Genomic DNA, 24,747 nt, shown 5'->3' on the forward strand with positions numbered 1-24,747 from the left:
CCGGGCCTCGGCCAATCGGGGCGGTACCCGCCCGGCACCGTCTTGCCCGTCCCCGCAGCGGGTAGCAGAGGAGGAATCCCAGCCGGCCGCTCCCCGGGCCGGTTCCCACGGCACGCTCCCACCCGCGAAGGCGACTCATGACCCACGACAGCAACGGACCCTCCTCCGAAGAGGCCGCCGCCCCCGCCCCGTCCGGGCCGACCGAGGACGGCGCACCCGCCGGGCTCTGCCTGGTCACCGGCGCCAGCGGGTACATCGGCGGCCGCCTCGTCCCGGAGCTCCTGTCGGCGGGCTACCGGGTGCGCTGCCTGGTCCGCACGCCGGACAAGCTGCGCGACTTCCCCTGGATCGACGAGGTGGAGGTGGTGCGCGGCGACGTCCTGGACGCGGACTCCGTGACCCGCGCCCTGGACGGCGTGAGCGTCGCCTACTACCTGGTGCACGCCATGCGCGGGGGCGACGACTTCGAGGAGACCGACCGCCGCGCCGCCCGCACCTTCGCGGACGCGGCCCGCGCCGCCCGGCTGGACCGGCTGGTCTACCTCGGCGGGCTCACCCCCAGGGACGTGCCCGAGAGCGACCTGTCGCCGCACCTGCGCTCGCGGGCCGAGGTCGGGCGCATCCTCCTCGACTCGGGCGTGCCCACGGCGGTGCTGCGGGCGGCGACGGTCATCGGTTCCGGATCGGCGTCCTTCGAGATGCTCCGCTACCTCGTCGAGCGCCTCCCGGTCATGGTGACGCCGCGCTGGGTGCGCACCCGCATCCAGCCGATCGCGGTCGCGGACGTCCTGCGCTACCTGGTGGGCAGCGCGACGCTGCCGGCCTCCGTCTCCCGCACCTTCGACATCGGCGGGCCCGAGGTGATGGACTACCGCGCGATGATGCAGCGCTACGCCCGGGTGGCGGAACTGCCGCACCGCCTCATCGTCTCCGTGCCGATGCTGTCACCGGGGCTGTCCAGCCACTGGATCGGCCTCGTGACGCCCGTCCCGCGCAGCATCGCCCGCCCGCTGGCGGAGTCGCTGCGCCACGAGGTGGTCTGCACCGAGCACGACATCGCCGATCACATCCCCGACACCGCGACGTCCCCGCTGGACTTCGACGAGGCGCTGCGCCTGGCCCTGCAGCAGGTCAAGGAGGCGCAGGTCGCCACCCGCTGGTCGTCCGCGGCCCTGCCCGACGCGCCCAGCGACCCGCTGCCCACCGACCCCGACTGGGCGGGCGGCAGCCTGTACATCGACCGCCGGGCCCGGCGGACCCAGGCGCGTCCCGAGGAGCTGTGGCAGGTCATCGAGGGCATCGGCGGCGAGAACGGCTGGTACTCCTTCGGGCTCGGCTGGGCCGTCCGCGGCTGGCTGGACCGCCTGGTGGGGGGCGTGGGGCTGCGCCGGGGCCGGCGCGACGCCACCCGGCTGCGGCTCGGCGACGCCGTGGACTTCTGGCGCGTGGAGGCCGTCGACCGCGGGGAACTCCTGCGGCTGCGCGCCGAGATGCTGCTGCCGGGGCTCGCCTGGCTGGAGCTGCGCGTCGGCCGGGACCGGCAGGGGCGGACGGTCTACCTCCAGCGCGCGCTCTTCCACCCGCGCGGCCTCGCCGGCCAGGCCTACTGGTGGAGCGTGTCCCCCTTCCACGCCTTCGTCTTCGGCGGGATGGCCCGCAACATCACCCGCGCGGCCGAGCGCCTGGGCCGCCACGACCCGCACGGGCCGTCGGAGTCCGCCGACCCGGGCGCGGGCGCGGGCGCGGGCGCGGAGACCGGGGCCGGCGCGGCCCGGGACCGGGACTGACCGCGGCGCGGGACGGGGCTGAGCCCGGCGCGGGACGCCGGGCTCAGCCCCGTCCGGGGTGGCGGCCCGGACCGTGGTGCGGTCCGGCCAACGGCGTGGGCGACAGGGCGGTGTCCTCCTCGCCGGCCTCCAGCAGCGTGTCCGCGGCCCCCACGATCAGCGGGTCGGGCCGCCCCACCGCGTCGCGGTCCTTGCTCTCGTAGTCGACCCGGTCCAGCAGGCTGCGGATCGCCTCCACCCGGGCCCGCCGCTTGTCGTTGCCCTTGACCACCGTCCAGGGTGCGGAGCGGGTGTCGGTGGCCCGGAACATGCCGACCTTGGCGCTCGTGTAGGCGTCCCACAGGTCCAGGGAGGCCAGGTCGGTGGGGGAGAGCTTCCACTGGCGCACCGGGTCGACCCGGCGGATCGCGAAGCGGGTGCGCTGTTCGGAGCGCGAGACCGAGAACCAGAACTTCACCAGCACGATCCCGTCGGCCACCAGCATGTCCTCGAAGGCGGGGCACTGCCGCAGGAACCGCTCGTACTCCTCCGGCGAGCAGAACCCCATCACCCGCTCGACCCCGGCCCGGTTGTACCAGGAGCGGTCGAAGAAGACGATCTCACCCGCGGTCGGCAACTGGGCGACGTACCGCTGGAAGTACCACTGCCCGGCCTCCCGGTCGGTGGGCTTGTCGAGGGCGACGATCCGGGCGCCGCGCGGGTTGAGGCGCTCGGTGAAGCGCCGGATCGCGCCGCCCTTGCCCGCCGCGTCCCGGCCCTCGCAGACGACGACCAGCCGCGTCCCGGTGGCCTTCACCCAGCGCTGGAGCTTCAGCAGTTCGATCTGCAGGATCCGTTTGGTCCGCTCGTACTCGCCGCGGCCCATCCTGCGGTCGTAGGGGTGGTTCTCCTGCCAGGTCTGTATGGGCGCGCCGGCCGCGTCCAGCAGCACCGGCTGCTCCGGCCGCTGGTGGTCCACGCTCAGACCCGCCAACAGGTCCTCGGCCCCGGTGCGCCGGGCTTCTCGCTCGTCCACGGCGGGCTCCTGCTCCCTTCGGTCGGGTGGTTCCGTCCCGGTTCCGGGACGGCCGCCCCGTCCGGTCGGACGGGGCGGCGCGGGGCTCAGGCGGTTCCCAGGTAGTAGGCGCCGAGGGCCTGGTGGTAGTCGGAGCTGTCGGCGTGGGTGTCTGGATCGAACTCGGGCGAGTTCCGGATCTCCTCCATGGTCCGGTCCAGCCACACCGACCTGTCGTCGTGGTCGACCCGGTTGACGGTGCCCGCCGGGACGAGCACCGTGCGCCCGAAGATCCACGGCCCGGTGTCCACCACGAGGTAGGCGTGGCCGACGTCCTCGCTGTGCTTGTCGACCTTGCCGATCCGGCCGTCCGAGGCCTCCACCCGGTATCCCGCCAGATCGTCGCCCGAGGCGTACCCCTCGGCGCTCTCGTAATCCCAGATCCCTCTGGCCACGCTGGCCTCCCCTGTCCTCGACGTGCTGCTTCACCGACTCCGTTACCCGCGTTCCGACGGCCCATCCGCCCCGGTTCCACCGCGGGGTCTTGACGCCGCGTCAGCTTCCGTGGCAGTTCGTTGTCATGTCACGTGAAAGTCATTCAGGGGGCCCACGCTTGACCGCCTGACCGCCTGACCGCCTGACCGCCTGACCGCCTGACCGTCCGCGCCGCCCGACCGTCCGCGCCGCCCGACCGTCCGCGCCGCCCGACCGACGAGGGACCGAATGAACCTCCGCCGCACCGCCGCCGCAGCCGCACTCGCCGCGGCCCTCACGGCCACCACCCAGCTCGGCGCCGCCGCCGGCGCCGCCACCCCCGCCGAACTGCCGTTCGCCTCCACCAGCTCCGTGGGCATCCACAACACCTACGACCCGGCCGCCTTCGGATTCCTGGCCCAGGCGCTGGACACCGGCACCTCGATGATCGAGCTGGACGCCTGGACCGACACCGTCACCAAGGAGTGGAAGGTCAGCCACTCCAACCCGCTGGGCAACTCCAACAACTGCGTCAACGCCTCCTCCCCGGCGCAGCTGTACACCGGCGGCGCCAACAAGAACCTGGAGAGCTGCCTGGACGACGTCCGGGTCTGGCTGGCCGCGCACCCCGCGGCGGGCCCGCTGACGGTCAAACTGGAACTCAAGGGCGGCTTCGCGGCCAACAGCGGCATGGGCCCCGCCCAGCTCGACGCGCTGATCGCCGCCCACCTGGGCAGCGCCGCCTTCCGCCCCGCCGACCTGCTGGCCAAGCCCGGCGGGGGGAGCTACCCGACCCTGGACGACGCCGCCAGGGCCGGCAACTGGCCCGGCCGGTCGAGCCTGGCCGGCCGCGCGATCGTCTACGTCATCCCCGGCACCGTGGAGGAGGGCAACCCCTTCGACACCCTGCACACCGACGTCGAGTACGCCCGCCACCTGCGCGACCTGGCCGCCGCCGGCCGGATCGGCGATGCCCGGGTCTTCCCCGCCGTCCACGGCGCCGCCGCCGGCGACCCGCGCACCGGGTACCCGGAGACGGACATCCGCCCCTGGTTCGTGGTCTTCGACGGCGACGCCGCCGCCTACCTGAACGGTGTCGACACCTCCTGGTACGGCACCCGCCACTACCTGCTCAGCATGACCGACGCGCAGAACGTCGCCCCCGCGATCAGCGCCACCGACCCGACCGCGGACCAGGCCCGCGCCCGCGTGGTCCAACTCGCCGGCGCCCACGCCACCCTGGTCTCCGCCGACTGGCGCCACCTGCCCGAGGTCCAGTCCATGGTCCTGCCGCGCGGCTGACACCCCGCCGGCGTCCCGTCCCCGCGCCCCCGGCCCTCCTCCGTACACTGGTGACATGCGACAGCGTCCCGGAGGGCCGGGAGACGGGGCCGAGGGCCTGTTCGACCTGGACGAGCTCATCGCCGCCGCCGCGCCGCCCGGCGAGTCCCCCGACGGCGAACCCCCCGAGCGGCCGTTCCGCGACGGGGAGCAGGCGCGCAGGCTGCTCGACATCACCGAGATCCACGCCGAACCCGCCGCCGCGCGGTCCTGGCGGGGCCGGCAGATCATCGCCCGCTTCCCCGGCGCCCGGATCGTCGAGACCGCCTCTCACTGGCGCATCCCCGACCTGCACGGTAACGCGGGCAACGTGGAGCGCTGGGTGCGGACCAAGCGCGGCATCCTGGTCCTCGGCGAGCGCAAGTCCTTCGGCATCCGCCCCAACGGGCGGTCGGCCGACTGGATCGCCCCCGGCCTCTCCAACGGCTGCGCCATGGCCTGCGCCTACTGCTACGTCCCGCGCCGCAAGGGCTTCGCCAACCCGATCACCGTCTTCACCAACACCGAGCGCGTCCTGGCCGCCCTGGAACGGCACGTCGCGGCCAACGGCCCCAAGCGCGAGCCCAACCAGTGCGACGAGCACGCCTGGGTCTACGACATCGGGGAGAACGGCGACTGCTCGGTCGACGACCTGATCGGCGACGGCACCGCCGACCTGGTCCGGGCCTTCCGCCGCCTGCCCACCGCCAAGGCGTCCTTCGCCACCAAGTTCGTCAACCCCGACCTGCTGCGGCTCGACCCGCAGGGCCGCACCCGCATCCGCTTCTCCGTCATGCCGCCCGACGACTCCAGGCACCTCGACATCCGCACCAGCCCGGTCCCCGAACGCCTCGCGGCCGCCGCCGACTTCCTCGACGCCGGCTACGAGGTGCACTTCAACCTCTCCCCGGTGGTCATCCGCCCGGGCTGGGAGCACGACTGGGGCGAACTGCTGCGGGCCATGGACGACACGCTCCCGGGGCGGGTCAAGGACCAGGCCGCCGCGGAGGTCATCATGCTCACCCACAACCGGGACCTGCACGAGGTCAACCTCGGCTGGCACCCCCGCGCGGAGGAGGTCCTGTGGCGCCCGGACCTCCAGCAGCCGAAACGCTCCGAGAACGGCGGCTGGAACGTGCGCTACCGCACCGGCGTCAAGGCCGCCGCCCTCGAGACGCTGCGCGAGCTGATCGGCGCCCGCGCCCCCTGGCTGCGGGTCCGCTACGCCTTCTGACACACCGTCCGCACGCACCGGACCCGCGCGCACCGGACCCGGCGGCCCGGAGGCCCGGAGGCCCGGTGCGTGCGCGTGCGCGTGCGCGGGCGCTCAGAACCAGTCGGGGCGGGTGTCGGCCGCCGTCCGGTCCAGGCCGGTCAGCAGGTCGAACTGCGGTCCGGTGCGGGGGAGTTCGACGCGGAAGAAGTAGCGGGCGGCCTGCCGCTTGCCCTGGTGGAAGGCGTCCCCGCCGTCGGGGAGGGCGAGGAACTGCTCCAGCCAGATCCAGGCGACCACCACGTGTCCGACCGCCTCCAGGTAGAGGGAGGCGTTGGCCAGCGCGGTGTCCGGGTCGCCGCCCGCCCACAGGGCGGCGGTGGTGTGCTCGACCCGGGTGGCGGCGGCGGCCAGCTCCGCGGCCAGGACGGCGGCTTCGCCCCCGGTGTCCGCGGCCCGGCGGACGGTGGCGCCGATGGTCTCCAGCAGCAGCCGCAGGCCCGCCCCGCCGCCCATGACGACCTTGCGGCCGAGCAGGTCGAGGCCCTGGATGCCGTGGGTGCCCTCGTGGATGGGGTTGAGCCGGTTGTCGCGGTAGAACTGCTCGACGTCGTACTCGCGGGTGTACCCGTAGCCGCCGTGGACCTGGATGGCGAGGTCGTTGGCGGCCAGGCACCACTGCGAGGGCCAGCTCTTGGCGATCGGGGTCAGCACGTCGAGCAGCAGCCGGGCCCGGTCCCGTTCGGCCTGCTGCCCGGCGGTGCGCTCCTCGTCCAGCAGGCGGCTGCAGTACAGGCTCAGCGCGAGGCCGCCCTCGACGTAGCTCTTCTGGGCCAGCAGCATCCGCCTGACGTCGGCGTGCTCGATGATCGGCACCTGCGGGGCGGCGGGGTCCTTGGCGCCGGGCGGACGCCCCTGGGTGCGGGTGCGGGCGTAGTCGAGGGCGTGCAGGTAGCCGGTGTAGCCGAGCGCGGCGGCGCCCAGGCCGACGCCGATCCGGGCCTCGTTCATCATGTGGAACATGTACGCCAGCCCGTGGTGCGGCTCGCCGACCAGGAAGCCGACCGCGCCCGGCGCGCCCGCCGGCGTGTGCCGTCCCTCGCCGAAGTTGAGGAGCGTGTTGGCCGTGCCCCGGTAGCCCATCTTGTGGTTCAGGCCCGCCAGGACCACGTCGTTGCGCTCGCCCGGTGAACCGTCCGGCGCCACCAGGTACTTGGGGACGACGAAGAGCGAGATGCCCTTCACGCCCGCCGGGCCGCCGGGGATCTTGGCGAGCACCAGGTGGACGATGTTCTCGCTCAGGTCGTGGTCGCCGCCGGAGATCCACATCTTGGTGCCGGTGATCCGGTACGTGCCGTCGGGCTGCGGCACCGCCCGGGTGGTGATGTCGGTCAGCGAGGAGCCCGCCTGCGGCTCGGAGAGGCACATGGTGCCGAAGAAGCGGCCCTCGACCATGGGCCGCACGTAGGTGTCCACCTGCTCCGCGCTGCCGTGCGCCAGCAGCAGGTTGGCGTTGGCCACCGTCAGGAACGGGTAGGCCGCGGTGCCGACGTTGGCCGCCTGGAACCAGGCCGTGCAGGCGTGGGCGACCACCTGCGGCAGCTGCTGTCCGCCCACCGCGTGGTCCATCGCCGCACCGACCAGACCGGACTCGGCGAAGACCCGCAGCGCCCGCCCGACCTCCGGGATGATGTGCACCCGCTCGCCGTCGAAGGTCGGTTCCTGGGCGTCGTTCTTCTTGTTGTGCGGGGCGAAGTGCTCGGCCGCGATCCGCGCGCTGAGGTCGAGCACCGCGTCGATCGTGTCCCGGTCGTGCTCGGCGTAGCGCTCGCGCGCGGTCAGGGCGGTGACGTCCAGCCAGTCGTGCAGCAGGAAGTCCAGGTCGCGGCGGGACAGCAGGAGGGAGGCCATGGCGGGTGCGTCCAATCGGGCGGCCGGTCTGCGGGCAGGCCCCATTCTCCGCCGTGCCCGCGCGCGGGCACGGGCGGGGTCGACCGGGCACCGTCCGCGACGACCCGGGCGCCCCGGAGCCCCCCGCCCCCGCCCGGGGCGGGCGGCTCCGGCCGTTCCGGGCCCCGCACGGCTTCGGCCCGACGTGCGGGCGCGCTCCCGCCCCCGTTCTCCACCGGAACCCGGCGGCGCGCGGAGACCGGCGGGCGGAGAACGGCGGACGTGCGGCCCAGGGACGCGGTCAGGTGGCGAGCAGGTCGGTGAGGTCGTCGGCGTGCTCTTCCTCCTCCTCGAGGATGGATTCGATGAGCCGGCGGGTGGTGGGGTCGTGCTCGCCGAGCCAGCGGGCGATCTCCTGGTAGGTGGAGATGACGATGCGCTCGGCGAGCAGGTTGTCCTCCAGCATCGTCTTGAGGTCCGTCTCGCCGGGAGTGGTGTAGTCGGTGTGGGCGCGTCGGACGAGGGTGGCGGGGTCGAAGTCGGGCTCGCCGCCGAGCTGGGAGATCCGTTCGGCGGCGCGCAGGGCGTGCTGCATCTCCTCGGCGGCGTGTTCGGTGAACTCGGCCGCGACCTGCGCGCGATCGATGCCGGTGGCCGAGATCGCGTGCCGGGTGTAGCGCAGCCAGCACACCACCTCGGTGGCGACCACGTCGTTCAGGACGGCGATCACCTTCGCGGCGTCCAGGCCGTAGGTGGCCGTCAGGGCGCCGTCGGACATCTTCTGCCGGGCTTCGTCCCGGATCCGGGTCACGTCGATGACGAAATCGTCGCCAGCCATGCGGTACTCCCAGGTGGTGGGGGGTGAGAACGGTTCTCCCACCGATTCCCGCAGCCGGCGGCGGCGACACGGACGGGCCCGCGACACCACCGGTCTGCACCAGCGCGAGCACGCGGACGCCCGGTCCGGGCGGGCCGCGTCAGCGGGCGAGGGAGTCGAGGCCGCGCAGGAAGTCGCCGAAGCCGCCGGGGGCGCGGGGGTCGCGTCGTGCGGAGGTGGTGACGGGGGTGTCGGGGGTCCGTTTGACGCGGTGGCCGGCGGCCTCCAGGGCCGCGACCAGGGCGCGGTCCTCGCCGACGGGCAGTGGTGCGAAACCGCCGACCGCGCGGTAGGCGTCGGCACGGACGGCGAGGTTGGCCCCGTGGACGTGGCGGTGGCCCCCGGCGCCCGCCGGGTGCCGGTAGTGCCGCCGGAAGGCCCCGGCGGTGGCCTGCCGGTGGCCGGTCCAGTCCGTGACGCGGACGGTGCCGACGACCGCGTGCCATCCGAGAGCCGCGTGGTCGAGCTGGCGGGCGAGCCACTCGGACGGCACCCGGGAGTCCGCGTCGGTGTGGGCCAGCCACACCCCGGCCGGGGCGAGGGCGGACCCGGTGGCGAGGGCGAGGTCCACGGCCCGTTCGCTGCCCGCCGCGCGGGCCGCCCCGACGTTGCCGGCCGCCAGCTCCAGCACCTGCGCGCCGTACCGGCGGGCCACGTCCGCGGTGGCGTCCGTGCAGGCGTCCGCCACCACGACCACCCGGTGCGGCAGCGCCCGTACCCGAGGGTGGCGCAGCGCCCGGTGCAGTGCGGTCAGGCAGCTGCCGAGCAGTCCCTCCTCGTCGCGGGCGGGGACGACGACGGCCACCGCGCGGATCACGTCAGGCCCTCGGCGGCGGCGACGGACAGGCCGGCGGCCGGGGTGCCGGGCCGGTCCGGGCGGACGAACACGTCCAGCAGGAAGTCCGGTTCGGCGTGCGCGGCGATCCGCACCAGGGCCGGGTGGGCGCGGGCCTGTCCGTGGACGGCCTCGGCGCTGCGGGCGTGGTCCGGGACGGGGTGGCGCCAGTGGACCAGCAGGAGCGTGCCGCCGGGCTCCAACGCGTGCACGGCCCGCTCCAGGACGTCCGCGGCGTCGGCGGCGGTGAAGTAGTACAGCAGCTCGGACAGGACGACGAGGTCGAAGGCGCCGTCGGGCCAGTCGTCCGGCAGCCGGCGGTGCTCCACCCGCACGTGCGGCGCCCGCGCGAGGCGGGCCCGGGCCCGGGCCACGGCGCGCTCCTCCCGGTCGCACGCGAGCAGGGCGTCGCAGCGTTCGGCCAGCAGCGCGGACAGGACGCCGACCGAGCAGCCCGGTTCGAACGCGCTGCGGTAGCGCGGCTCGGGGAGCGCCGCGAGGGTCAGGGCGTACTTCCGCCGCTCGTACCAGCGCTCGGCCAGCCGCCAGGGGTCGTCCTGCTCGGCGTACATGCCGGCGAAGTAGGCGGCGGGGGTGGCGGCGCCGGTCGGGCGCCCTGCCGCGGGGCGAGGGGGTGTGGTCATCGCCAGATCACCTCGAAGTCGCGCTGGAAGTGGGCGAGTTCGTCCGGGGGCAGGATCGCCCCGTCGCCCGGTCCGTCGCCGAGCGGCTCGATCTGGCTGCGGAAGCACCGCAGTGCCGCGCGCTTGCGGGCCCGGGCGGCCGGGGGCAGCGCGATGCGCGCCGCCCGGCTCCAGGGCAGCCGCGGATCGCCCGGCACCGCCCAGTGCCACGCCCACACCGGGTACTCCCACACCGGAACCCCCTGTGCGGCCCCGGCCGCCAGCGCCGCGCGTCCCGCGGCTTCGTGGTCCGGGTGCAGGTCCGCGCCGAACGGCGCCACGCACAGGTCGCAGTCCGCGAGCAGCCCGGTCAGCTCGGCGGCCAGCGCCGGTTCGTGGCGGGCCACGCCGCTGTCGGGCAGCCCCAGCCGCACCGCCGGCACGTCCGCCCCCAACTCGCGTGTCGCCCGGCGCAGTTCCCGGGCGCGCACGGCTGCCAGGTCGCGGGCCGCGGCAGTGGTGCTGTGCGGATGGGACGCCTCGCCGTCGGTGACGGACACCAGGCGCACCTGGACACCGGCCGCGGCGAGGACGGCGATCGTGCCGCCGAAGCCGAGGACCTCGTCGTCGGGGTGCGCCGCCACGACCAGGACGACGGGCGGGCCGTCCGGACGGGCGGGCAGGCAGGCGAGCGGGTCGACGGCGGGGAGGCGGTGCAGCGGTGCCCACGCCCGCCAGTCCTGCTCCGGCGTCCCGGGCGCCTGGATCGGGTCGGCCGCGGCCCGCCGCCCGGGGCCGGGAGCCGGCGTCGGAACCGGACGGTCCGTCATCCGTCCTCCCACTCCAGGCGGGCGTCGCGGGCCGCCGCGCCGAGACCGGCCAGATCGCGCTCCGCGTGGTGCTGGCGCAGGTAGACGGTCAGGTCGGCGACGGCCCGCGCGTGCACGGCGTCGTGGCCCAGCGGGGCGGCGCCCAGCGACCGGCCGACCCGGGCCAGCACGTCCCCGGCGGCGTGCTCGACGGCGGCCCGCACCCGCATCGTGCGGCGGCGCGCGGTACCGGCCGCGTCGAGGGGGTCGGCGTCGACGGCGGCGGCCGCGCCCTCCAGCAGGGCGTCCACGGTGGCGAGGTGCGCGTCGACGGCACCGAGATGGGCCAGGGCGTGCGGGCCCAGGTCCCACTTGCGCGCGGCCTCCAGCAGCGTGCGGGCGACCGCGCGGGCCCCGCCGTGCCAGCAGGCGGCGACGCCGATCCCGCCGTGGTGGAAACCGGGGCGCTCCAGGTACGCGCCCGGCTCACCGACCGGGACGGCCCGGACGTCCTCCAGCACCACGTCCAGCGTGTCGCTGCCCGCCATGCCCGGCCCGGGCCAGCTGTCCGGCAGCGGGACGAGACCCGGCTGCGCCACCTCGACGGCGAACAGCCGCCGCCGCTCCCCGTCGCGGGCGGTCACCAGCGCGTGGGTGCACACCCGGGCCCCCGAGCAGAACGGCTTCACCCCGGACAACCGCCAGCCGTCCGAACCGCGGCGCGCCTCCAGGCGGTACCCCGGTGGCTCGGCCGCCCACACCCCCCAGCGCGGCCCCGCTCCGCCGTCCAGCGCGAACTCCGAACTCCGGGCCCCGAGTTCGGCGAGGATCGCGACGGCGTCCGCATGGCCCTCGCCGAGCCGGGCCAGGGACAGGTCCTGCTGCGCCCACCGGGTCAGCGCCGCCCAGCGCTCCGCGGTCCGCCCGGCACCGGGCAGCGGAAGGTCCAACTCCCCGTCGGCCGCCATCCGGGTGAACGCCTCGGCGATCGTCCGGCGGTGGCCCGCCGTGGCGCAGACCTCCCCGGCGGACCCGTCCGGGGCGCGGCCGTGCACGGCGGTGCTCACGGACTGCCGGCCCGGTCGGACGGGTGGGGGCCCTGCTGCCGCGGCACTCGGACGGGCCAGGGCGGCAGGGTGGAAGGCCGGAAGGACGGTCCAGCGAACACGTTGAGCTCCTCACCATCGCACCGGACGATTCGACGGCCGTCCGGCATCGCCCCCGACTCTGCCCCCCGCACCGGACGCCCGCACCCCGACCGCGCTCCCGGCCCGCCCCCGCCGGAGGACTCCCGGCGTCCGGCCGCCCGCGTCGACCACCCGCGTCGACCACCCGCTGACCAGCCCCGGCGGACCCTGCGGCCGCAGGGAGGAGGCGCCCACCCACGGGTGAAGGCCCTCCGCTCGACGGCCCGATCCTCCCGGACGTCGTCGACGCGCCCCTCGTGCCGGTCCGGCTCGATCCGGTCCCGACTCCGTTCCCGCGGTGCCTGACCGGGCACCGCGGACGGTCCGCGCCCGGGTCGTTCACGTCTCATCACGCCCGGAGGGTACGGGCCGGGCCGGGGGAGGCGGCCGGGGGAGGTGCGGCCGTCCGCTGCGGGGCTCTTCCGCCGAGGTGCCTGGGTCAGGGGTGCAGGGCGGTGGCGATGGCGTGGGCGAGGGGGGTGGTGGGGCGGCCGGTGAGGCGGGAGAGGTCGCCGCTGCGGGTGGCGCATTCGCCGTCGGCGACGTTCAGGTCGAGGGCGGCGACGGCGTGGGCGATCGGCTGGGGCAGGCCCGTGGCGGTGAGGAGTTCCTCGTAGTGGTCGGCGGTCACCGGCCGGTAGACGACGCTGGTGCCGGACTGCCGGGAGATTTCTTCGGCGAGTTCGGCGAAGCTCCACGCGGTGTCGCCGCCGAGTTCGTAGCTGGCGCCCTCGTGGCCGGTGCCGGTCAGGACGGCGGCGGCCGCGGCGGCGTAGTCGGCGCGCGAGGCGGAGGCGACGCGGCCCTGTCCGGCGGCGCGGACGATCGCGCCGGTGCGCAGGGCGGGGGCCACGGCGTCGGTGGCCATCTCGTGGTAGAGGCCGTTGCGCAGCAGGGTGTGGGGCAGGCCGCGGGCGCGCAGGGCGGCCTCGGTCCTGCGGTGGTTGACGGAGACGGGGCCGCTGATGGTGCCCAGCAGGCTGGTGTAGGCGAGCAGGGCGACGTCGGCCCGGGCGGCGGCGTCGATGACGACCTGGTGCTGGGCGACGATGTCGCGGTGGAACTCGTTGCCGGAGATCAGCAGCACCTTGTCACCGGCCCGGAGGAGACCGTCGAAGGAGGCGGGGTCGTTGTAGTCGCCGGGTACGACAGTGACGCCCCGCCCGGCGAGGTCGGCTGCCTTGCCGGGGGTGCGGACCACGGCGGTGATCTCGCGGGCGGGTACGGTGCGCAGGAGTTCGGCGATGGTCAGGCGGCCGAGCCGGCCGTTGGCGCCGGTGACGACGATGCTCATGGTGCGGGGTTCCTCCCCTGGACGGGCGGGTGGGCGGCTGCGGTGCGCGGAACGGGGACGCGACGGCGGCCCGTGGGCCGGGCCTCGCCGGCGTGGGGGCGGTGGTCGGCGGTGCGGTCCGCCAGGAACCGGGCGGTGGGGCCGGCGACTCATGACCATGGTCATCGACCAGCGGCTCACCGCCTCGGAGGCGTCGGTGCGCCTCTCGTAGTCGCGGGCCAGACGGCGCGAGTGCACCAGCCACGCGAATGTCCTCTCCACCAGCCGCCTTTTCGCCAGCACCACGAAGCCCGTCGTGTCATCCGTCCGCCTGATCACGGTCAGCGCGATCCGCAGCACGTCACGGGCGATGTCGACCAGGCGTCCGGTGTAGCCGCCGTCGGCCCACACCAGCGAGATCCGCCAGTGCCGCATCCGCAGCCGCTCCAGGAGCGTCCGGCCGTCCTCGCGGTCAGTGACGGATGCGGCGGTGACCATCACGGCCAGCAGCAGCCCGACGGTGTCCACGACGATGTGCCTCTTGCGGCCGTTCACCTTCTTCCCGCCGTCGAACCCCCGGCTCGTGGCCGGCACCGACGCCGCCGCCTTCACCGGCTGGGCGTCGATGATCCCGGCGGTCGGCTCCGGATCACGGCCCGCTGCCTCGCGGGCCCGCTCCCGCAGCCGGTCGTGGAACTCGCCGACCAGGCCCTTGTCCCGCCAGCGCCGGAAGAAGGCGTAGACGCGGTCCCCGGCGGGGAAGTCCGCGGGCACCGCCCTCCAGGCGATGCCGCCCGCGACCAGGTAGCGCACCGCGTCGACCAACTGCCGGTGGCAGTAGCCCTCCGGCCGCCCACCCCTTCCCTCCAGCCAGGCGGGCACCGGCATCGCGTCCCGCACGACGGCCCATTCCGCGTCGCTCATGTCCGAGGGGTACCTCGGTCGCCTGTGCGGGCGGTTCCCGGCGTTCCCGAACCGGTGAGCAAGACAATCACACGACAGAGGAAAGGAGTTGGACGACAGCGGCACGGACACGGAAGACTGCGGCACCAGGGGCCTCCTGTTGCTCGGCTGGATTCGACACCCACGAGCTGCACGGGCCCCGCCTTCATGCCCAGCCGACCAGAAGATCACCCGACCGGGTCGGCAACGTCGAACTCACGCCCACGAAGTTCGATGGAGCAACGGCTGGTAAGGCACGTAGTCGGGCCTCCGGTGAGTGCTGTCCTGTGCCACCAACCTTGCTCGATTGCCGCTGAAGTTGGACTACTGCCCGGTTCGTGTTGTCGAACCTTGACCGCCCTGGTCGGACCGGCTCTGAACTTCCCCGGCACTTGGGGGCATTCCGCGCTTCCCACCCGGATGGCCGGCACCGGATGCATTTGACAAGAGCACGCAACAGCCTGGAGCCATGAGGAACACAACGGGACGAAGGACCGCCTTCAGTGGCGTATCGGTGATCGCCGCGCTCGCCATCGGCGCCTCAAGTGCCGGCTGTTCCAGTAGCAAGACCGAGTCGAGCGGCGCTTCGAACAGCGCGCCAGCGGCGACTACCTCATCTGCGGCGACGAGCACCAGCAGTACGGCAGTGGCGGCGAGCTCAAGCGCAGCAGCAGCGACGACGGAGGCGGCTTCTCTCAAGGCTTTCGTCGCCAGCTCGTCGAGCGCAACCTCCGCAATGAAAACCGCAGTTGCCGACCATGTCGCGAAAGTCGATGCCTCTGACGGTCAGGTGAACATCTACACCGACCTGACCGGTGATATCACGTCCAGCGACACCGGCACGGCCAAGCTGATCGTCTCAGCCGCAACTGACTGGGCAACGCAGAAGCACAAGCCCATTGCTGCGGGAGCAGGTTTGATCACGGTCTACAACCAGAGCGGTACCATCCTCTCGAACGGCAACTACTGACCCTGAAATCCACCCGCGACGGCAGCCCCGCAATTCCGGCGCTGCTGACACGGCTGACGTGCTGTTCGATGTGGTGGCCGGGGAGACGTGCCTGCGGTCGGGGTGCGGGAAGCCGGTGCCGGCTGCGGAGCCCGGCAAGCGCGGGCGCCGCCCGGAGTACTGCTCGACGGCGTGCAAGTCCAAGGCGGTCCGGGACAAGGCCCGGGTCGAGGCGGTCCGCTCCGGGGAGGGGCCGCAGGCCGAGATGCTGCGCTGTGCCGGGCTTGCCGTCGACGCCGTCCGCGTCTTCCTGGACGCGGTGGACGACGATCCGGTGGCCGCGTTCGAGGCCTACTGGCGCAGCACCGTGCAGGCCCGCGCCCGGGAGGCGGAGGCGCAGCGCAAGCGGCGCCGCGCCGAGGAGGTGCTGTACCACCCGGATTTGCTGTCCCGGATCTCCCAGGAGTCCGGCGGCCGGGAGCAGGCGGCGCCCGGCCGCCCGGGCGGGCCCGGAGTTCCGGATCAGTGAGCCTTCTCAGCTGCCACCCGGTGGGTGAGGCCGCCTCTGCCGTTGACGGTTGCCCGGACCGGCGTGATCTTCGTCGCTCGTGTCGCCTGCAACCGTGGCCCGGCCACCCGCTCGGTGGTCGATCCGAAAGGGCTCAGTGCTTGGTCCAGTCCCGGCCGCGCGCAGTCGGTCATGTCCTCGACGGTCGTGCAGCGGTCCTTCTTCGGCAGCCGGCCGCACTTGGACCAACTCGCCGATCAGCATGTCGAGTCGACGGCATCGAAGGCCGGTGGGGAGGTGAGGGGACGAAGCCGTACGGCCAAGGTGTCGCGTCACAACAACACCCAATCCGTATGGCCCTCTTCATGCCACTCCGTGTTCAACGGCCGTGACAGAGGGGGCATCAACTCGCCCGCTGCCTCTTCCGGCCGGGGTGACGTGGGCGGACGAGGGCATCGAGCCCGCCCACAGCTGCGCCGACGAGACCGCGCACGCGGCCCGGCTGCTCGACTCCCTCGGCCCCGACCCCACCGCCGAGCAGCCGGTCACCACCTCGCACGCCGCAGGACTGGCCATCCTCCTCCTCGACGCCTGGTCCACCAGCCCCGCGGGCGTCCCGGCCGGCCTGCTCGCGGCCACCGCCCTGCCCGCCGGCCACTGGCGGGGCGAGCGCGCCGCCACCGACGTCCTGGCCCTCGTCCGCAAGGGCCGCGTCCACCGCTCTGTCCAGAAGCTCATCGTCCATCCCGGCGGCTGCCACGTCACCGCCGGCACCGCGCTCGCCGCCGTCCTCACCTGGGCCCAGCGCACCAGCACCCCGCCCGCCGACATCGCCCAGGCGCAGATCGGCTGACCGGCCACCGACCCCGCGCTCAACGCGAGGACCGCCCGCACCCGACGAGGGGGACCCGCCAGGTGAACGCCATCACCGAAGCCCTGTAACCGCTGCACGAACTCGCCGTCGACCTGGCGGCCGAAGACATCGAGAAGGGGGCCGGCCGGTCCAGCGACTTCGAGAGCTTCGGCGCGGTCCGCTCCGACCTGCTCGAAGCCCACCAGCACCAGCGCCGTACCCCAGGTGCAGGGGGTGCAGCCCGGCTACCACGGCGACGCGGAGTTGCGCCTGCCCCCGCAGGAGGCCCAGGACACCGTCACGCTCGCCGAACTGGTCCGCGACTTCAACGAGGTGACACGCCTTCGCCTGCGCGTGGTCACCTCCGGCAGCCTCAACCTTCCGCAGAGCGAAGCCGGGGTGCTGGCCGCGGCCGCCACGGAGATCAACGCCCTGGTCCGCGACATCCTGCATTACCTCGGCCTCGCAGTCACCGACGGGACCGGCGGCGGCTACCCGGCCGGGGAGCTGCTCCGCAACGCCCAGGCAGCTCTGGCGCCCCTGCTGGACCGCCCCCGCGCCTTGGAGGCGAGCGCCGCATCGCTGGAAGGCTGGCGCCAGGACCTGACCGTCGCGCACCGCCTGCCGGAGCACACCCCTCGCGACAAGGGAAGTTTCCGCGGCTTCGCTCCCGTGTGCCGGTGCCGGGCACGAGAAGATGGGCGACATGGAGAATGAGGTACCGCTGCCCGGCGGGCGGATCACTCCCGACGTCGTCCGGGTCGGCCGCACCGTTCGGCGACCGGCCACCGCGTCGTCAGCGTTCGTCGCCCAGTTGCTCGGTGAACTTCAGCGGCAGGGCTTCACCGGTGCCCCACGCCATCTCGGGTTCAACGAGGCCGACCGCCAGATCCTCAGCCACCTCCCGGGTCGAGCGCTCGCCCGCTTCCAGCGCTGGACCGACCCGCAGGTGAGCGCCGCCGGCGCCCTGCTCCGCGCCTTCCACGAGGCGACGCGCGGCAGTGTCCTGGCCGACCGGCACCCCGTGGTCTGCCATCACGACCCGGGACCGGACAACACGGTCTTCTCCGACGACGGCGTCCCGGTCGCGTTCATCGACTTCGACCCTGCCGCACCCGGCGATCCCCTCGAAGGCATCGGCTACATGCTAGGCAAGCGGAACGTGTGTCCGAGTGTTCTGTGTCTCAGAGGGCGGCAGGCACGACACCTGTCGTGCGCGCCTGCCGCGTGGTGGACTTTCAGCCCCGCGGTGCGACGCGGATACGGTTCCCGTCAGGATCGGCTGCGAGGAAGGTCAGCCCGAACCCCATATCATGAGGCTCGTGCAGGATCGTGACGCCCTTGGACTGCCACTGCTTGAAGATCGCGTTGATCTCGTCGGGCCCACCACCGGGGACGGCCAGGCACACTTCACTGGTGCGTGGGACGTCCGCTGACAGATCCTCGAACTGACCGGACCACACAGCGAGGTCAGCGCCCGGCCCGAGGTCGAAGGTGATGTATCCCGGAGTCTCGAACGACGGCCTCATGTCGAGGAGGTCGCCGTAGAAACGAGCTGCGGCGGGCGCGTCGTTCACATAGACGATGGACACGACGGATGTGGTCATTGGGAAGTTCCTTCCTGCAGGTCGTAGGCACGCATCCACCAGCCTGACCGGGATATGCGCCGCATCGTGTCGTAATTCCTCACAGACTTGGGGTGTGACCCCAGACCGCTTCTTCTCCCTGATGCTGCTCCTCGAATCGAGGGACGGTGTGACCACGCAGGAACTCGCCTCGGCGCTCGGGGTGTCCCTTCGCACCATCACCCGGGACCTGAACTGGCTCCGCGATGCCGGTCTGCCGGTGACCGCGCAACGGGGTCGCCTCGGCGGCGTGACCCTGCTGCCCGGGGCCGGGCTCGACCTCATGCGACTCACGCCGGGCGAGCGTGATCACCTCTCGCTCACCGGGCTGGACGACAAGCAACGTGCGGAACTCGACGCATCGGTCGAAAGCCGGCGCGCGCTCTCCAAGATCGTCGCCACACAGTCACGTCGAGGACACGATCTCCTGCCGCTCACAGACGTCGTGCACGTGGACAGCCGTCCCTGGCTCCGGACACGGGCTTCCGGCACGACTCCGGCTTCGCTGATCGGCACAGTGCGGCGAGGTCGCCGGCTACGGATCGAGTACGACAGCCCACGCGAGTCATGCCCACGCGACCTGGTCGTGGATCCCTACGGGCTGTTCGCCAAGGCCGGCATCTGGTATCTCGTCGCCGACCGTGCTCGAGTGCCACGGATGTACCGACTCGAGCGGATCACGGCGTGGAAAGAAGTCGACCAGCCACGACGGATCCGCGAGAACCAGACCCTGGTCACCGTCGCTGCAGCGCTCGTTGATCAGTGGGAACACAACCATGCGATAGAGGTCAGCGCCACCATCGACCAGACCCAGTTCGAGCGAGCGCAACGGATCTTTGGCCAACGGCTCGTCCAAGACGACCATGAAGAATCCGCCACCGGCCGCAAGGTGACGATCCGCTTCCTGCACCTGGAGGACGTGCGAGCACTCCTGCCGTTCGGCAGCGCCATCACTGTCCACGGCCCCACCGAAGCCAGGGCTCACCTCCGCGACCTCGCCACCAATCTCGCGCTCCACTATGAACTCGTAACACGATCTTGGTGATCGTTACTGGTGGGGTGTGACCGATGTGACGATTCGTCCGTCCGTGATGGTGTGCGCAAGAAGCCGTGGATCGTGGACGACGAGCTGTGGGCCGGGATCGAGCCGCTTCTGCCGGCCTGGCCGCAGCGGTCGCCGGGTCCGCGTCCGGTGGACGACCGGCTGTGCCTGCAGGGCATCCTGTTTCGTGCTGTACACCGGCATCAGCCGGCAGCAGACCGGGGTGTTCGAGGCCCTGCACCGCATGCTCCTGGCCGAGTTGAACGCGGCAGGGCTGATCGACTGGACGCGCGCGTGCGTGGACGCCTCCCCCGTACGCGCCAAAAAGAGGGCGAGGAGACCGGCCCGTCGCCGGTCGACCGCCGCAAGACCGGCAGCAAGCACCACCTGATCAGCGACGTCGGAGGCATCCCGTTCCATGTGATCACCACCGCCGCCAACGTCAACGACGTCACCCGGACCCTCGACCTGGTCGACGGCATCCCACCGGTCGCCGGCCGGGTCGCCCACCCACGCAAACGTCCCGACGCCCTGCTCGGCGACAGGGGCTACGACAGCAACCCCAACCGCCGACAACTGCGCAAACGCCGGATCCTGCCCGTCATCTCCCGCCGCGGCGAGCCAGATACCATCGGCCTCGGCAAGCTTCGCTACGTCGTCGAGCAGACCTTCGCCCAGCTCCACAACGCCTTCGTCCCACTCGCCTGCGGACTCATCTGCTGGCGACGTCTCGACAAGTCGGCACCGTGAGGGTCTGTACGGTGACCGGTGTCTCTCCTGATCAAGGAAGAGCACCTGATGAGCGACGTGACTGCCTCGGTTGGGGCGGTTGAAGAGGTCCGGCCGGTCGAGCTGACAGCGGGCCTGCTGGACGAGCAGTTGATCGGGCAGTTGGTCGACCGGGCACGTGCGAGCGGGCTCCGGCTGACCGGCGAGGGCGGGCTGCTGCAGCAGCTGACCGAGCGCGTGCCGGAGTCCGCCCTTGAGGGCGAGATCACCGGCCACCTCGGCTACAAGCACGACAAGGCCGGGGCCGACTCCGGGAACTCCCGCAACGGGGTCCGGTCGAAGACCGTGCTGACGGACATCGGCCCGGTCGAGATCGTCGTGCCGCGCGACCGCGAGGGCTCCTTCGAGGCGCAGATCGTCAAGAAGCGCCAGCGCCGGCCGTCCGGCGTCGAGGAAATGGTGCTGTCCCTCTCGGCCCGGGGCCTGATGCACGGCGACATCTCGGCCCACCTGGCCGAGGTCTACGGTGCGAGCGTGCCGAAGTCAACGATCTCCACCATCACGGACAAGATCATGGACTCGATGGCCGAGTGGCAGAACCGTCCCCTCGACCCGGTCTACCCGGTCGTCTTCATCGACTGCATCCACGTGGAGGTCCGCGACGGACAGGTCGCCAACCGCCCGGTCCACGCCGCCTTCGCGGTCACCGTGGACGGCACCCGCGACATCCTGGGCCTGTGGGCCGGCGGCGGCGGAGAGGGCGTCAAGTACTGGCTCCAGGTCCTCACCGAGATCAGGAACCGCGGCGTCGAGGACGTGTGCACGGTCGTCTGCGACGGCTTGAAGGGCCTGCCCGACGCCACCGGCACGCTCTGGCCGCAGGCGATCACGCAGACCTGCGTCGTCCACCTGATGGGCGCCGGCTTCCGCTACGCGGCCCGCCAGGACCGGAACAAGATCTCGAAGGCGCTCAGGCCCGTTCACACCGTCCTCACCCAGGACACCGCCGAGGAGCGGTTCCTGGAGTTCCAGGAGGCGTGGGGGACGAAGTACCCGGCGATCGTGCGGCTGTGGGAGAACGCCTGGGCCGAGTTCGTGCCCTTCCTGCAGTTCGATGCCGAGATCCGCCGTGTCGTCTGCACGACGAACGCGATCGAGTCGGTCAACGCCCGGATCCGCAAGGCCGTTCGGGCCCGCGGGCACTTCCCGAACGAGCAAGCCGCGCTGAAGTGCGTCTACACGGCCGTCATGAGCCTCGACCCCACCGGTCAGGGAGACAAGCGCTGGACCATTCCATGGAAGCCCGCCCTCCAGGCATTCGACATCACCTTCGACGGCCGACTCTCCACCGGTCGCCGGTAACTCACACAACATCAGATACACCAGTCACTGGACACACCCCCTATTGGCGATCGCTCCCGGTATCGAGCAGTCCACCGGGGCGGGGGCTTGTCCGATCGGAGCTCCTTCGAAGAGCCGTGGCACCGGCGCTGGCGGCGACATCGCCGGATGGGCTACCGCGGAGAACAAAGCTATGGCGAACGGCTTTACTGTCAGCGGACCAGACGGCGGTTACGCCGATTTCGCTCGCTGTCACTACGTCGCACGTCAGTTCGGCGGCCGTGGTGTCAGGGAGAACCTTGCTCCGTGCTTTCAGGTGGGCAGCAACTGGGGTCCCACCCGGCCCTCGGGTGGGACCCCATACGCACGTGCCGCACCTGGTCGTCCACCGCACCGGCGGGGCGGTCTGGTTCGAGGGCGAGGTGGCCGCCACCCGTGAGTGGCGCCGCCTGCTGCTGATCACCGGCCCGTTCACCAGCGTCTTCGACTTCCGGCCCGCCGCCTCGGGCCGGCTGTTCTTCCTCAGCACCGCGGTCCGGCTCCTCGGCGACCTCTGACCCGACGCCCCGGCCTCTACCTCACCCGTACCGCCACCCCGGCCACCTTGCCCTTCGAGGACTGCCTCGACCTGCCGCCCGGCCAGCTCCCGCACCCAGCGGGCGCCCGCCCGCCCGGTCCCGGCGGCCCGATCGTCCTGGTCTGGGACAACTGGCCATCGGCATGATGAAGTACACGGCCGAGCGTGACTGGCTGTACAGACACCCTTTTAGCAGGGATGGGACCATGAGTGAGTACCAGTACCTCGACCGGGTATTCGAGGCGATCGGCCCGGGGCGCCCGGACCGGCCCGCAGTGACCGACTGGGGCCCGGTGGAAGACCTCCTGGGAGCCGGTCTCCCGGAGGACTTCAAGAGGATCATCGAGACCTACGGGCCGGCGATGATCGATGAGCACCTCATGCTCTTCCACCCGGGGACCGAGCTGTTCAACCTGAAGGACCACGTCTCCTCGCGGATCGAGGCCCTGAAGTCGACGGACTGGGGCGACATCACCTTCCGAGGAGCCGCCCCGGCCGGCGGCGGGCCGGACGACCTGATCCCTGTGATCAGTACGGACCGCCGCGAGTCCGCCTTCTTGGTCAGGGCAGAAGCCGGGGGAGGGTGGAACGTGGTCGGGTTCGCATTCGACGGTGGGTTCACCGAATTCAGGATGGGCTTCAGCGAGTGGCTCTACCAGTACCTGCTCGGCGAGGACGTCTTCGGGCCGGGCACGGGAATGCCCCGCCGAGGGGCGGTGAAGATCCAGGACCTCCCCAGGGCTCGTGGAGAGGGTGTCGTCGAGCGCCGCGGTCCCGCCCGCGCCAAGTAGGGTGCGAGACAACGGCAGCGATGGTCGTGCCGTTCGTCCGGCAGCCAGGGTCAGGCGCCCTTGCCAGGGTTGGGCGAGGCTGCCGCCGCGAACTCCTCGCACAAGCCGGCCCCGACGGCACACTCCCCAGCCAGTGGAGCGGCGTCACCGGGAAAGTGCGTGTCGCGGCCGCCCTGCCCCTGCCGCACGAGGACGGCCGGGCCCCGGCCGCGTGCCATCGCCGCCGCGGCTTCGCGAGTCACCGGGTCCTGGCTGTCGGCCAGCAGGCTGAGCAGTTCCACCGCTGTGGTGAGCACCGACACCGGGACCAGCGCTTCTCGCAGCAGCAGGAGTTGCTCGGCGGCGCGGTGGTCGGCGGATGCGGTGGATGTCTCGCTGGTGGGCGGCAGGGCGGCCAGCTCGGCGCCCAGACCGTCCCGTCGGGCCGGCTGCCAGGCGGTTGTTCATGTGAGAGGTGGACGGGGAGAGGCGTCGGCCACGCCTACGGGAGACTGTTCTGGTGCGATCCGTGATGCCTGTTCCAGGAGAAGGTGGTCTGTGAGAGACACGGTGATTTCCGATGTACTGGCCCAGGCTGGGTTGGTCCTGCTGTCGGTCCCTGTGCCGGCGCAGGTGTGTCCGCCCCAGGGGGCCTGCGCGACGTCCTGCTTGCCCGCGGACGGCCGGATCGACGAGGTCGTCGACCTCGCGCAGCCCGACGGCCTGGAGAGGTTCGACGAGGCGTGGCTGCGCCTTGCGACCCGGATGGGCCTGTTCGCCGAGGACGGTGCCTTCCTGCTCGGTGTCACCCTGGACCCGGACAACGAGTACCCGGTCTGGACGCCGGTGCGGCTCGCGGAGCGCTGGAACGTCTCGGGCCGCAACCCGGGCACCGTCTCCGGGCCGGTCGGAGGCGGTCTGCTGGCGTCCTCCTTGGACGGCGAGGTGATCATCGAGGGGACGACCTGGCAGGACGGCACGGCCTCCGCGGTCGGGGTGCCGCACCCCTACCGTGCCGAGCCGATCCGCCGCTACGTCCAGGGAATGCTCGACGCAGGGGAGATTCCCTCCGGCACCGAGGACGGCGTCCGGAACTGGCTCGCGCGGGCTTGAGCGGGCCGAAGTCACAGGCGCCGTCACAGCACCGCGTACGGTGGGGCGGCCCTCCCGAGCAGCTGCTCGACGGCGCGGGTCTCGTCGGCTTCGTGCGGGGCGTCGGTGTACGCCTCGGTCTCGTGCGGGGCGTCGATCCTCACCACGGGCAGTCCTTCCGGCCGGTGGGCGCGGCGGCCGCAGTAGCCGCCCCGGCCCTCGGTCCACCAGTCGCGGCCCGGCCGGTTTGTACCGACGGCGCCGACAGCCAGGAGCGGTACAGGTCGTCCAAGGCCTCGCCGTCCCCGCCCGGCACCGCCGCCGCCCTCTACCGCCTCGGCGGCGTTCAGCAGCGCCTGGATGTGCGCGTGCCCGGCCTGCCGCCCGGCCAGCTCCCGCGCTCTGGGCGGGCGACGCGGCGTACCAGCAGTGGATGCCGAACGCGGAGGCGAAGGCGCTGCGGGAGGCGACCTTGCTGGACGAGGCGATCTACCCGGGGACTCTACCGCGCCCCCGGCGGACTCCGCCCGACCGCCCTGGACCCAGTGGTTCGACCGGTTGGTGCAGGGCGGGTACCGGCAGTCGGCGTACGCACTCGTGCCGGCGGACGGCAGCTGGGCGGTCCACGACCGGATCGGCGAATCGTCGGTGCCCTTCCTCCCGCCGCTGACCGTCCAAAAGGCGGGGTACGCCGAGCTGGTGCGCGTCCACCTGCCCGACGGCATCGGCTACGACATCAGCACGCCCGTCGGCCCCAACCCCACCGACCGCACCGTCACCTTCCTGCGCCGGACCGAGCCGGACTCTCTGAGCTTGACTCTGTCGGGGATCTTGATCGCCGTCGCGTCAGCTGACGGCTCGCCAGGAGCGTAGGCGCGGGATGCCCTGCTGGTCGAGGTGGGCCTGGAAGGCTGTCGGCGGTCGTGGGGGCGCGCCTTCGTTGAGGTCCTGGTTGCTGAGGCGTTGGATGTTGACGGCGATGGCGGTGAGTACGTGCTGCAAGTGTGCCTTGGGCTGCCCGCGGTAGCGGCAGTGGC

Annotated in this window: 26 protein-coding genes and 3 pseudogenes; 15 read left to right on the forward strand and 14 right to left on the reverse strand. The window is 72.7% G+C overall.

Annotated features, from left to right (window positions below):
• The first annotated feature begins 137 nt into the window (after positions 1–137).
• On the forward strand, positions 138–1,787 hold the full coding sequence (locus tag ACIP60_RS08475; protein WP_400681459.1) for an SDR family oxidoreductase: 1,650 nt from the start codon (positions 138–140) through the stop codon (positions 1,785–1,787).
• Between the two features lie 43 nt (positions 1,788–1,830).
• Here the strand turns inward: ACIP60_RS08475 and ppk2 are convergent, their stop codons facing one another.
• Positions 1,831–2,802 (reverse strand): polyphosphate kinase 2, encoded by a 972-nt coding sequence (ppk2, locus tag ACIP60_RS08480; RefSeq protein ID WP_400681461.1) that lies wholly within the window; start codon positions 2,800–2,802, stop codon positions 1,831–1,833.
• Between the two features lie 86 nt (positions 2,803–2,888).
• Positions 2,889–3,236, reverse strand: a complete 348-nt coding sequence (locus ACIP60_RS08485; protein ID WP_400681464.1) for a PRC-barrel domain-containing protein — start codon at positions 3,234–3,236, stop codon at positions 2,889–2,891.
• A gap of 268 nt (positions 3,237–3,504) precedes the next feature.
• On the opposite strand from ACIP60_RS08485, the gene ACIP60_RS08490 reads away from it, so the two are divergent.
• Entirely contained in the window at positions 3,505–4,557 is a 1,053-nt protein-coding gene (locus tag ACIP60_RS08490; protein ID WP_400681465.1) for a phosphatidylinositol-specific phospholipase C domain-containing protein, read from the forward strand.
• A gap of 55 nt (positions 4,558–4,612) precedes the next feature.
• Entirely contained in the window at positions 4,613–5,809 is a 1,197-nt protein-coding gene (locus tag ACIP60_RS08495) for a spore photoproduct lyase family protein (protein ID WP_400681467.1), read from the forward strand.
• Positions 5,810–5,902: 93 nt separating this feature from the next.
• Here the strand turns inward: ACIP60_RS08495 and ACIP60_RS08500 are convergent, their stop codons facing one another.
• The 8 genes and pseudogenes from ACIP60_RS08500 to ACIP60_RS08535 form a co-directional block, all read right to left on the reverse strand.
• Positions 5,903–7,699: an acyl-CoA dehydrogenase gene (locus ACIP60_RS08500; protein WP_400681469.1), complete on the reverse strand. Its 1,797-nt coding sequence runs from the start codon at positions 7,697–7,699 to the stop codon at positions 5,903–5,905.
• A 280-nt stretch (positions 7,700–7,979) separates the two neighbouring features.
• A complete protein-coding gene (locus ACIP60_RS08505; RefSeq protein WP_400681472.1) occupies positions 7,980–8,516 on the reverse strand; it encodes a ferritin-like domain-containing protein in 537 nt (178 codons plus the stop codon).
• Positions 8,517–8,655: 139 nt separating this feature from the next.
• Positions 8,656–9,372 carry a glycosyltransferase gene (locus tag ACIP60_RS08510; RefSeq protein ID WP_400681474.1) on the reverse strand — a complete coding sequence of 239 codons (717 nt, stop codon included), beginning with the start codon at positions 9,370–9,372 and terminating at the stop codon, positions 8,656–8,658.
• Positions 9,369–10,034, reverse strand: a complete 666-nt coding sequence (locus tag ACIP60_RS08515; RefSeq protein WP_400681475.1) for a methyltransferase domain-containing protein — start codon at positions 10,032–10,034, stop codon at positions 9,369–9,371. The genes ACIP60_RS08510 and ACIP60_RS08515 overlap by 4 nt, the downstream gene beginning before the upstream one ends.
• The gene (locus ACIP60_RS08520; RefSeq protein ID WP_400681478.1) at positions 10,031–10,843 is read right to left on the reverse strand and encodes a PIG-L deacetylase family protein; all 813 of its coding nucleotides are present in this window, start codon (positions 10,841–10,843) and stop codon (positions 10,031–10,033) included. Before ACIP60_RS08520 ends, ACIP60_RS08515 begins: the two co-directional genes overlap by 4 nt.
• Positions 10,840–11,889 carry an acyl-CoA dehydrogenase gene (locus ACIP60_RS08525; protein WP_400681481.1) on the reverse strand — a complete coding sequence of 350 codons (1,050 nt, stop codon included), beginning with the start codon at positions 11,887–11,889 and terminating at the stop codon, positions 10,840–10,842. Before ACIP60_RS08525 ends, ACIP60_RS08520 begins: the two co-directional genes overlap by 4 nt.
• Positions 11,890–12,448: 559 nt before the next feature.
• A complete protein-coding gene (locus tag ACIP60_RS08530; protein WP_400681594.1) occupies positions 12,449–13,303 on the reverse strand; it encodes an NAD(P)H-binding protein in 855 nt (284 codons plus the stop codon).
• A 165-nt stretch (positions 13,304–13,468) separates the two neighbouring features.
• Positions 13,469–14,206: pseudogene (locus ACIP60_RS08535) on the reverse strand (IS5 family transposase); the annotation flags it as partial.
• A gap of 532 nt (positions 14,207–14,738) precedes the next feature.
• Here ACIP60_RS08535 and ACIP60_RS08540 point away from each other — a divergent pair.
• From ACIP60_RS08540 to ACIP60_RS08560, 5 genes are all read left to right on the forward strand, one after another.
• Positions 14,739–15,194 (forward strand): hypothetical protein, encoded by a 456-nt coding sequence (locus ACIP60_RS08540; protein ID WP_400681483.1) that lies wholly within the window; start codon positions 14,739–14,741, stop codon positions 15,192–15,194.
• Positions 15,195–15,309: 115 nt separating this feature from the next.
• Positions 15,310–15,702, forward strand: a complete 393-nt coding sequence (locus tag ACIP60_RS08545) for a hypothetical protein (protein WP_400681485.1) — start codon at positions 15,310–15,312, stop codon at positions 15,700–15,702.
• Positions 15,703–16,114: 412 nt separating this feature from the next.
• Positions 16,115–16,534 (forward strand): hypothetical protein, encoded by a 420-nt coding sequence (locus ACIP60_RS08550; protein WP_400681486.1) that lies wholly within the window; start codon positions 16,115–16,117, stop codon positions 16,532–16,534.
• A gap of 234 nt (positions 16,535–16,768) precedes the next feature.
• Positions 16,769–17,251, forward strand: coding sequence for a hypothetical protein (locus ACIP60_RS08555; RefSeq protein WP_400681488.1), 483 nt, complete (start codon positions 16,769–16,771; stop codon positions 17,249–17,251).
• On the forward strand, positions 17,241–17,870 hold the full coding sequence (locus ACIP60_RS08560; RefSeq protein ID WP_400681490.1) for a phosphotransferase: 630 nt from the start codon (positions 17,241–17,243) through the stop codon (positions 17,868–17,870). The genes ACIP60_RS08555 and ACIP60_RS08560 overlap by 11 nt, the downstream gene beginning before the upstream one ends.
• On the opposite strand, the gene ACIP60_RS08565 is transcribed toward ACIP60_RS08560, so the two are convergent.
• Positions 17,773–18,141, reverse strand: coding sequence for a VOC family protein (locus ACIP60_RS08565; RefSeq protein ID WP_400681492.1), 369 nt, complete (start codon positions 18,139–18,141; stop codon positions 17,773–17,775). The genes ACIP60_RS08560 and ACIP60_RS08565 overlap by 98 nt on opposite strands.
• Before the next feature lie 94 nt (positions 18,142–18,235).
• On the opposite strand from ACIP60_RS08565, the gene ACIP60_RS08570 reads away from it, so the two are divergent.
• The 5 genes and pseudogenes from ACIP60_RS08570 to ACIP60_RS08590 all read left to right on the forward strand — a co-directional run bounded on the left by ACIP60_RS08570 (position 18,236) and on the right by ACIP60_RS08590 (position 22,639).
• Positions 18,236–19,204, forward strand: a complete 969-nt coding sequence (locus ACIP60_RS08570; RefSeq protein WP_400681494.1) for a helix-turn-helix transcriptional regulator — start codon at positions 18,236–18,238, stop codon at positions 19,202–19,204.
• Positions 19,205–19,213: 9 nt separating this feature from the next.
• Positions 19,214–19,951 (forward strand): annotated as a pseudogene (locus ACIP60_RS08575) (transposase).
• A 57-nt stretch (positions 19,952–20,008) separates the two neighbouring features.
• Complete coding sequence (locus ACIP60_RS08580) at positions 20,009–21,292, forward strand: IS256 family transposase (protein ID WP_400681596.1); 1,284 nt, start codon at positions 20,009–20,011, stop codon at positions 21,290–21,292.
• Between the two features lie 347 nt (positions 21,293–21,639).
• Positions 21,640–21,828 carry a hypothetical protein gene (locus tag ACIP60_RS08585; RefSeq protein ID WP_400681496.1) on the forward strand — a complete coding sequence of 63 codons (189 nt, stop codon included), beginning with the start codon at positions 21,640–21,642 and terminating at the stop codon, positions 21,826–21,828.
• 226 nt (positions 21,829–22,054) lie between these two features.
• Positions 22,055–22,639: a hypothetical protein gene (locus ACIP60_RS08590; protein WP_400681498.1), complete on the forward strand. Its 585-nt coding sequence runs from the start codon at positions 22,055–22,057 to the stop codon at positions 22,637–22,639.
• A 50-nt stretch (positions 22,640–22,689) separates the two neighbouring features.
• Here ACIP60_RS08590 and ACIP60_RS08595 read toward each other — a convergent pair whose 3' ends face one another.
• Positions 22,690–22,941 (reverse strand): hypothetical protein, encoded by a 252-nt coding sequence (locus ACIP60_RS08595; RefSeq protein WP_400681500.1) that lies wholly within the window; start codon positions 22,939–22,941, stop codon positions 22,690–22,692.
• Positions 22,942–23,287: 346 nt separating this feature from the next.
• Between ACIP60_RS08595 and ACIP60_RS08600 the strand changes: the two genes are divergently transcribed.
• Positions 23,288–23,731 carry a hypothetical protein gene (locus tag ACIP60_RS08600; protein WP_400681503.1) on the forward strand — a complete coding sequence of 148 codons (444 nt, stop codon included), beginning with the start codon at positions 23,288–23,290 and terminating at the stop codon, positions 23,729–23,731.
• 23 nt (positions 23,732–23,754) lie between these two features.
• On the opposite strand, the gene ACIP60_RS08605 is transcribed toward ACIP60_RS08600, so the two are convergent.
• Positions 23,755–23,877 (reverse strand): hypothetical protein, encoded by a 123-nt coding sequence (locus ACIP60_RS08605; RefSeq protein WP_400681504.1) that lies wholly within the window; start codon positions 23,875–23,877, stop codon positions 23,755–23,757.
• Between the two features lie 391 nt (positions 23,878–24,268).
• Between ACIP60_RS08605 and ACIP60_RS08610 the strand changes: the two genes are divergently transcribed.
• Positions 24,269–24,583 (forward strand): hypothetical protein, encoded by a 315-nt coding sequence (locus ACIP60_RS08610; protein WP_400681507.1) that lies wholly within the window; start codon positions 24,269–24,271, stop codon positions 24,581–24,583.
• On the opposite strand, the pseudogene ACIP60_RS08615 reads toward ACIP60_RS08610, so the two are convergent.
• Positions 24,557–24,747, reverse strand: a pseudogene (locus ACIP60_RS08615) (IS1182 family transposase); the annotation flags it as partial. The gene ACIP60_RS08610 and the pseudogene ACIP60_RS08615 sit on opposite strands and share 27 nt — an antisense overlap.

The organism is Kitasatospora sp. NPDC088783 (assembly GCF_044750705.1).
Lineage (GTDB): Bacteria > Actinomycetota > Actinomycetes > Streptomycetales > Streptomycetaceae > Kitasatospora > Kitasatospora fiedleri.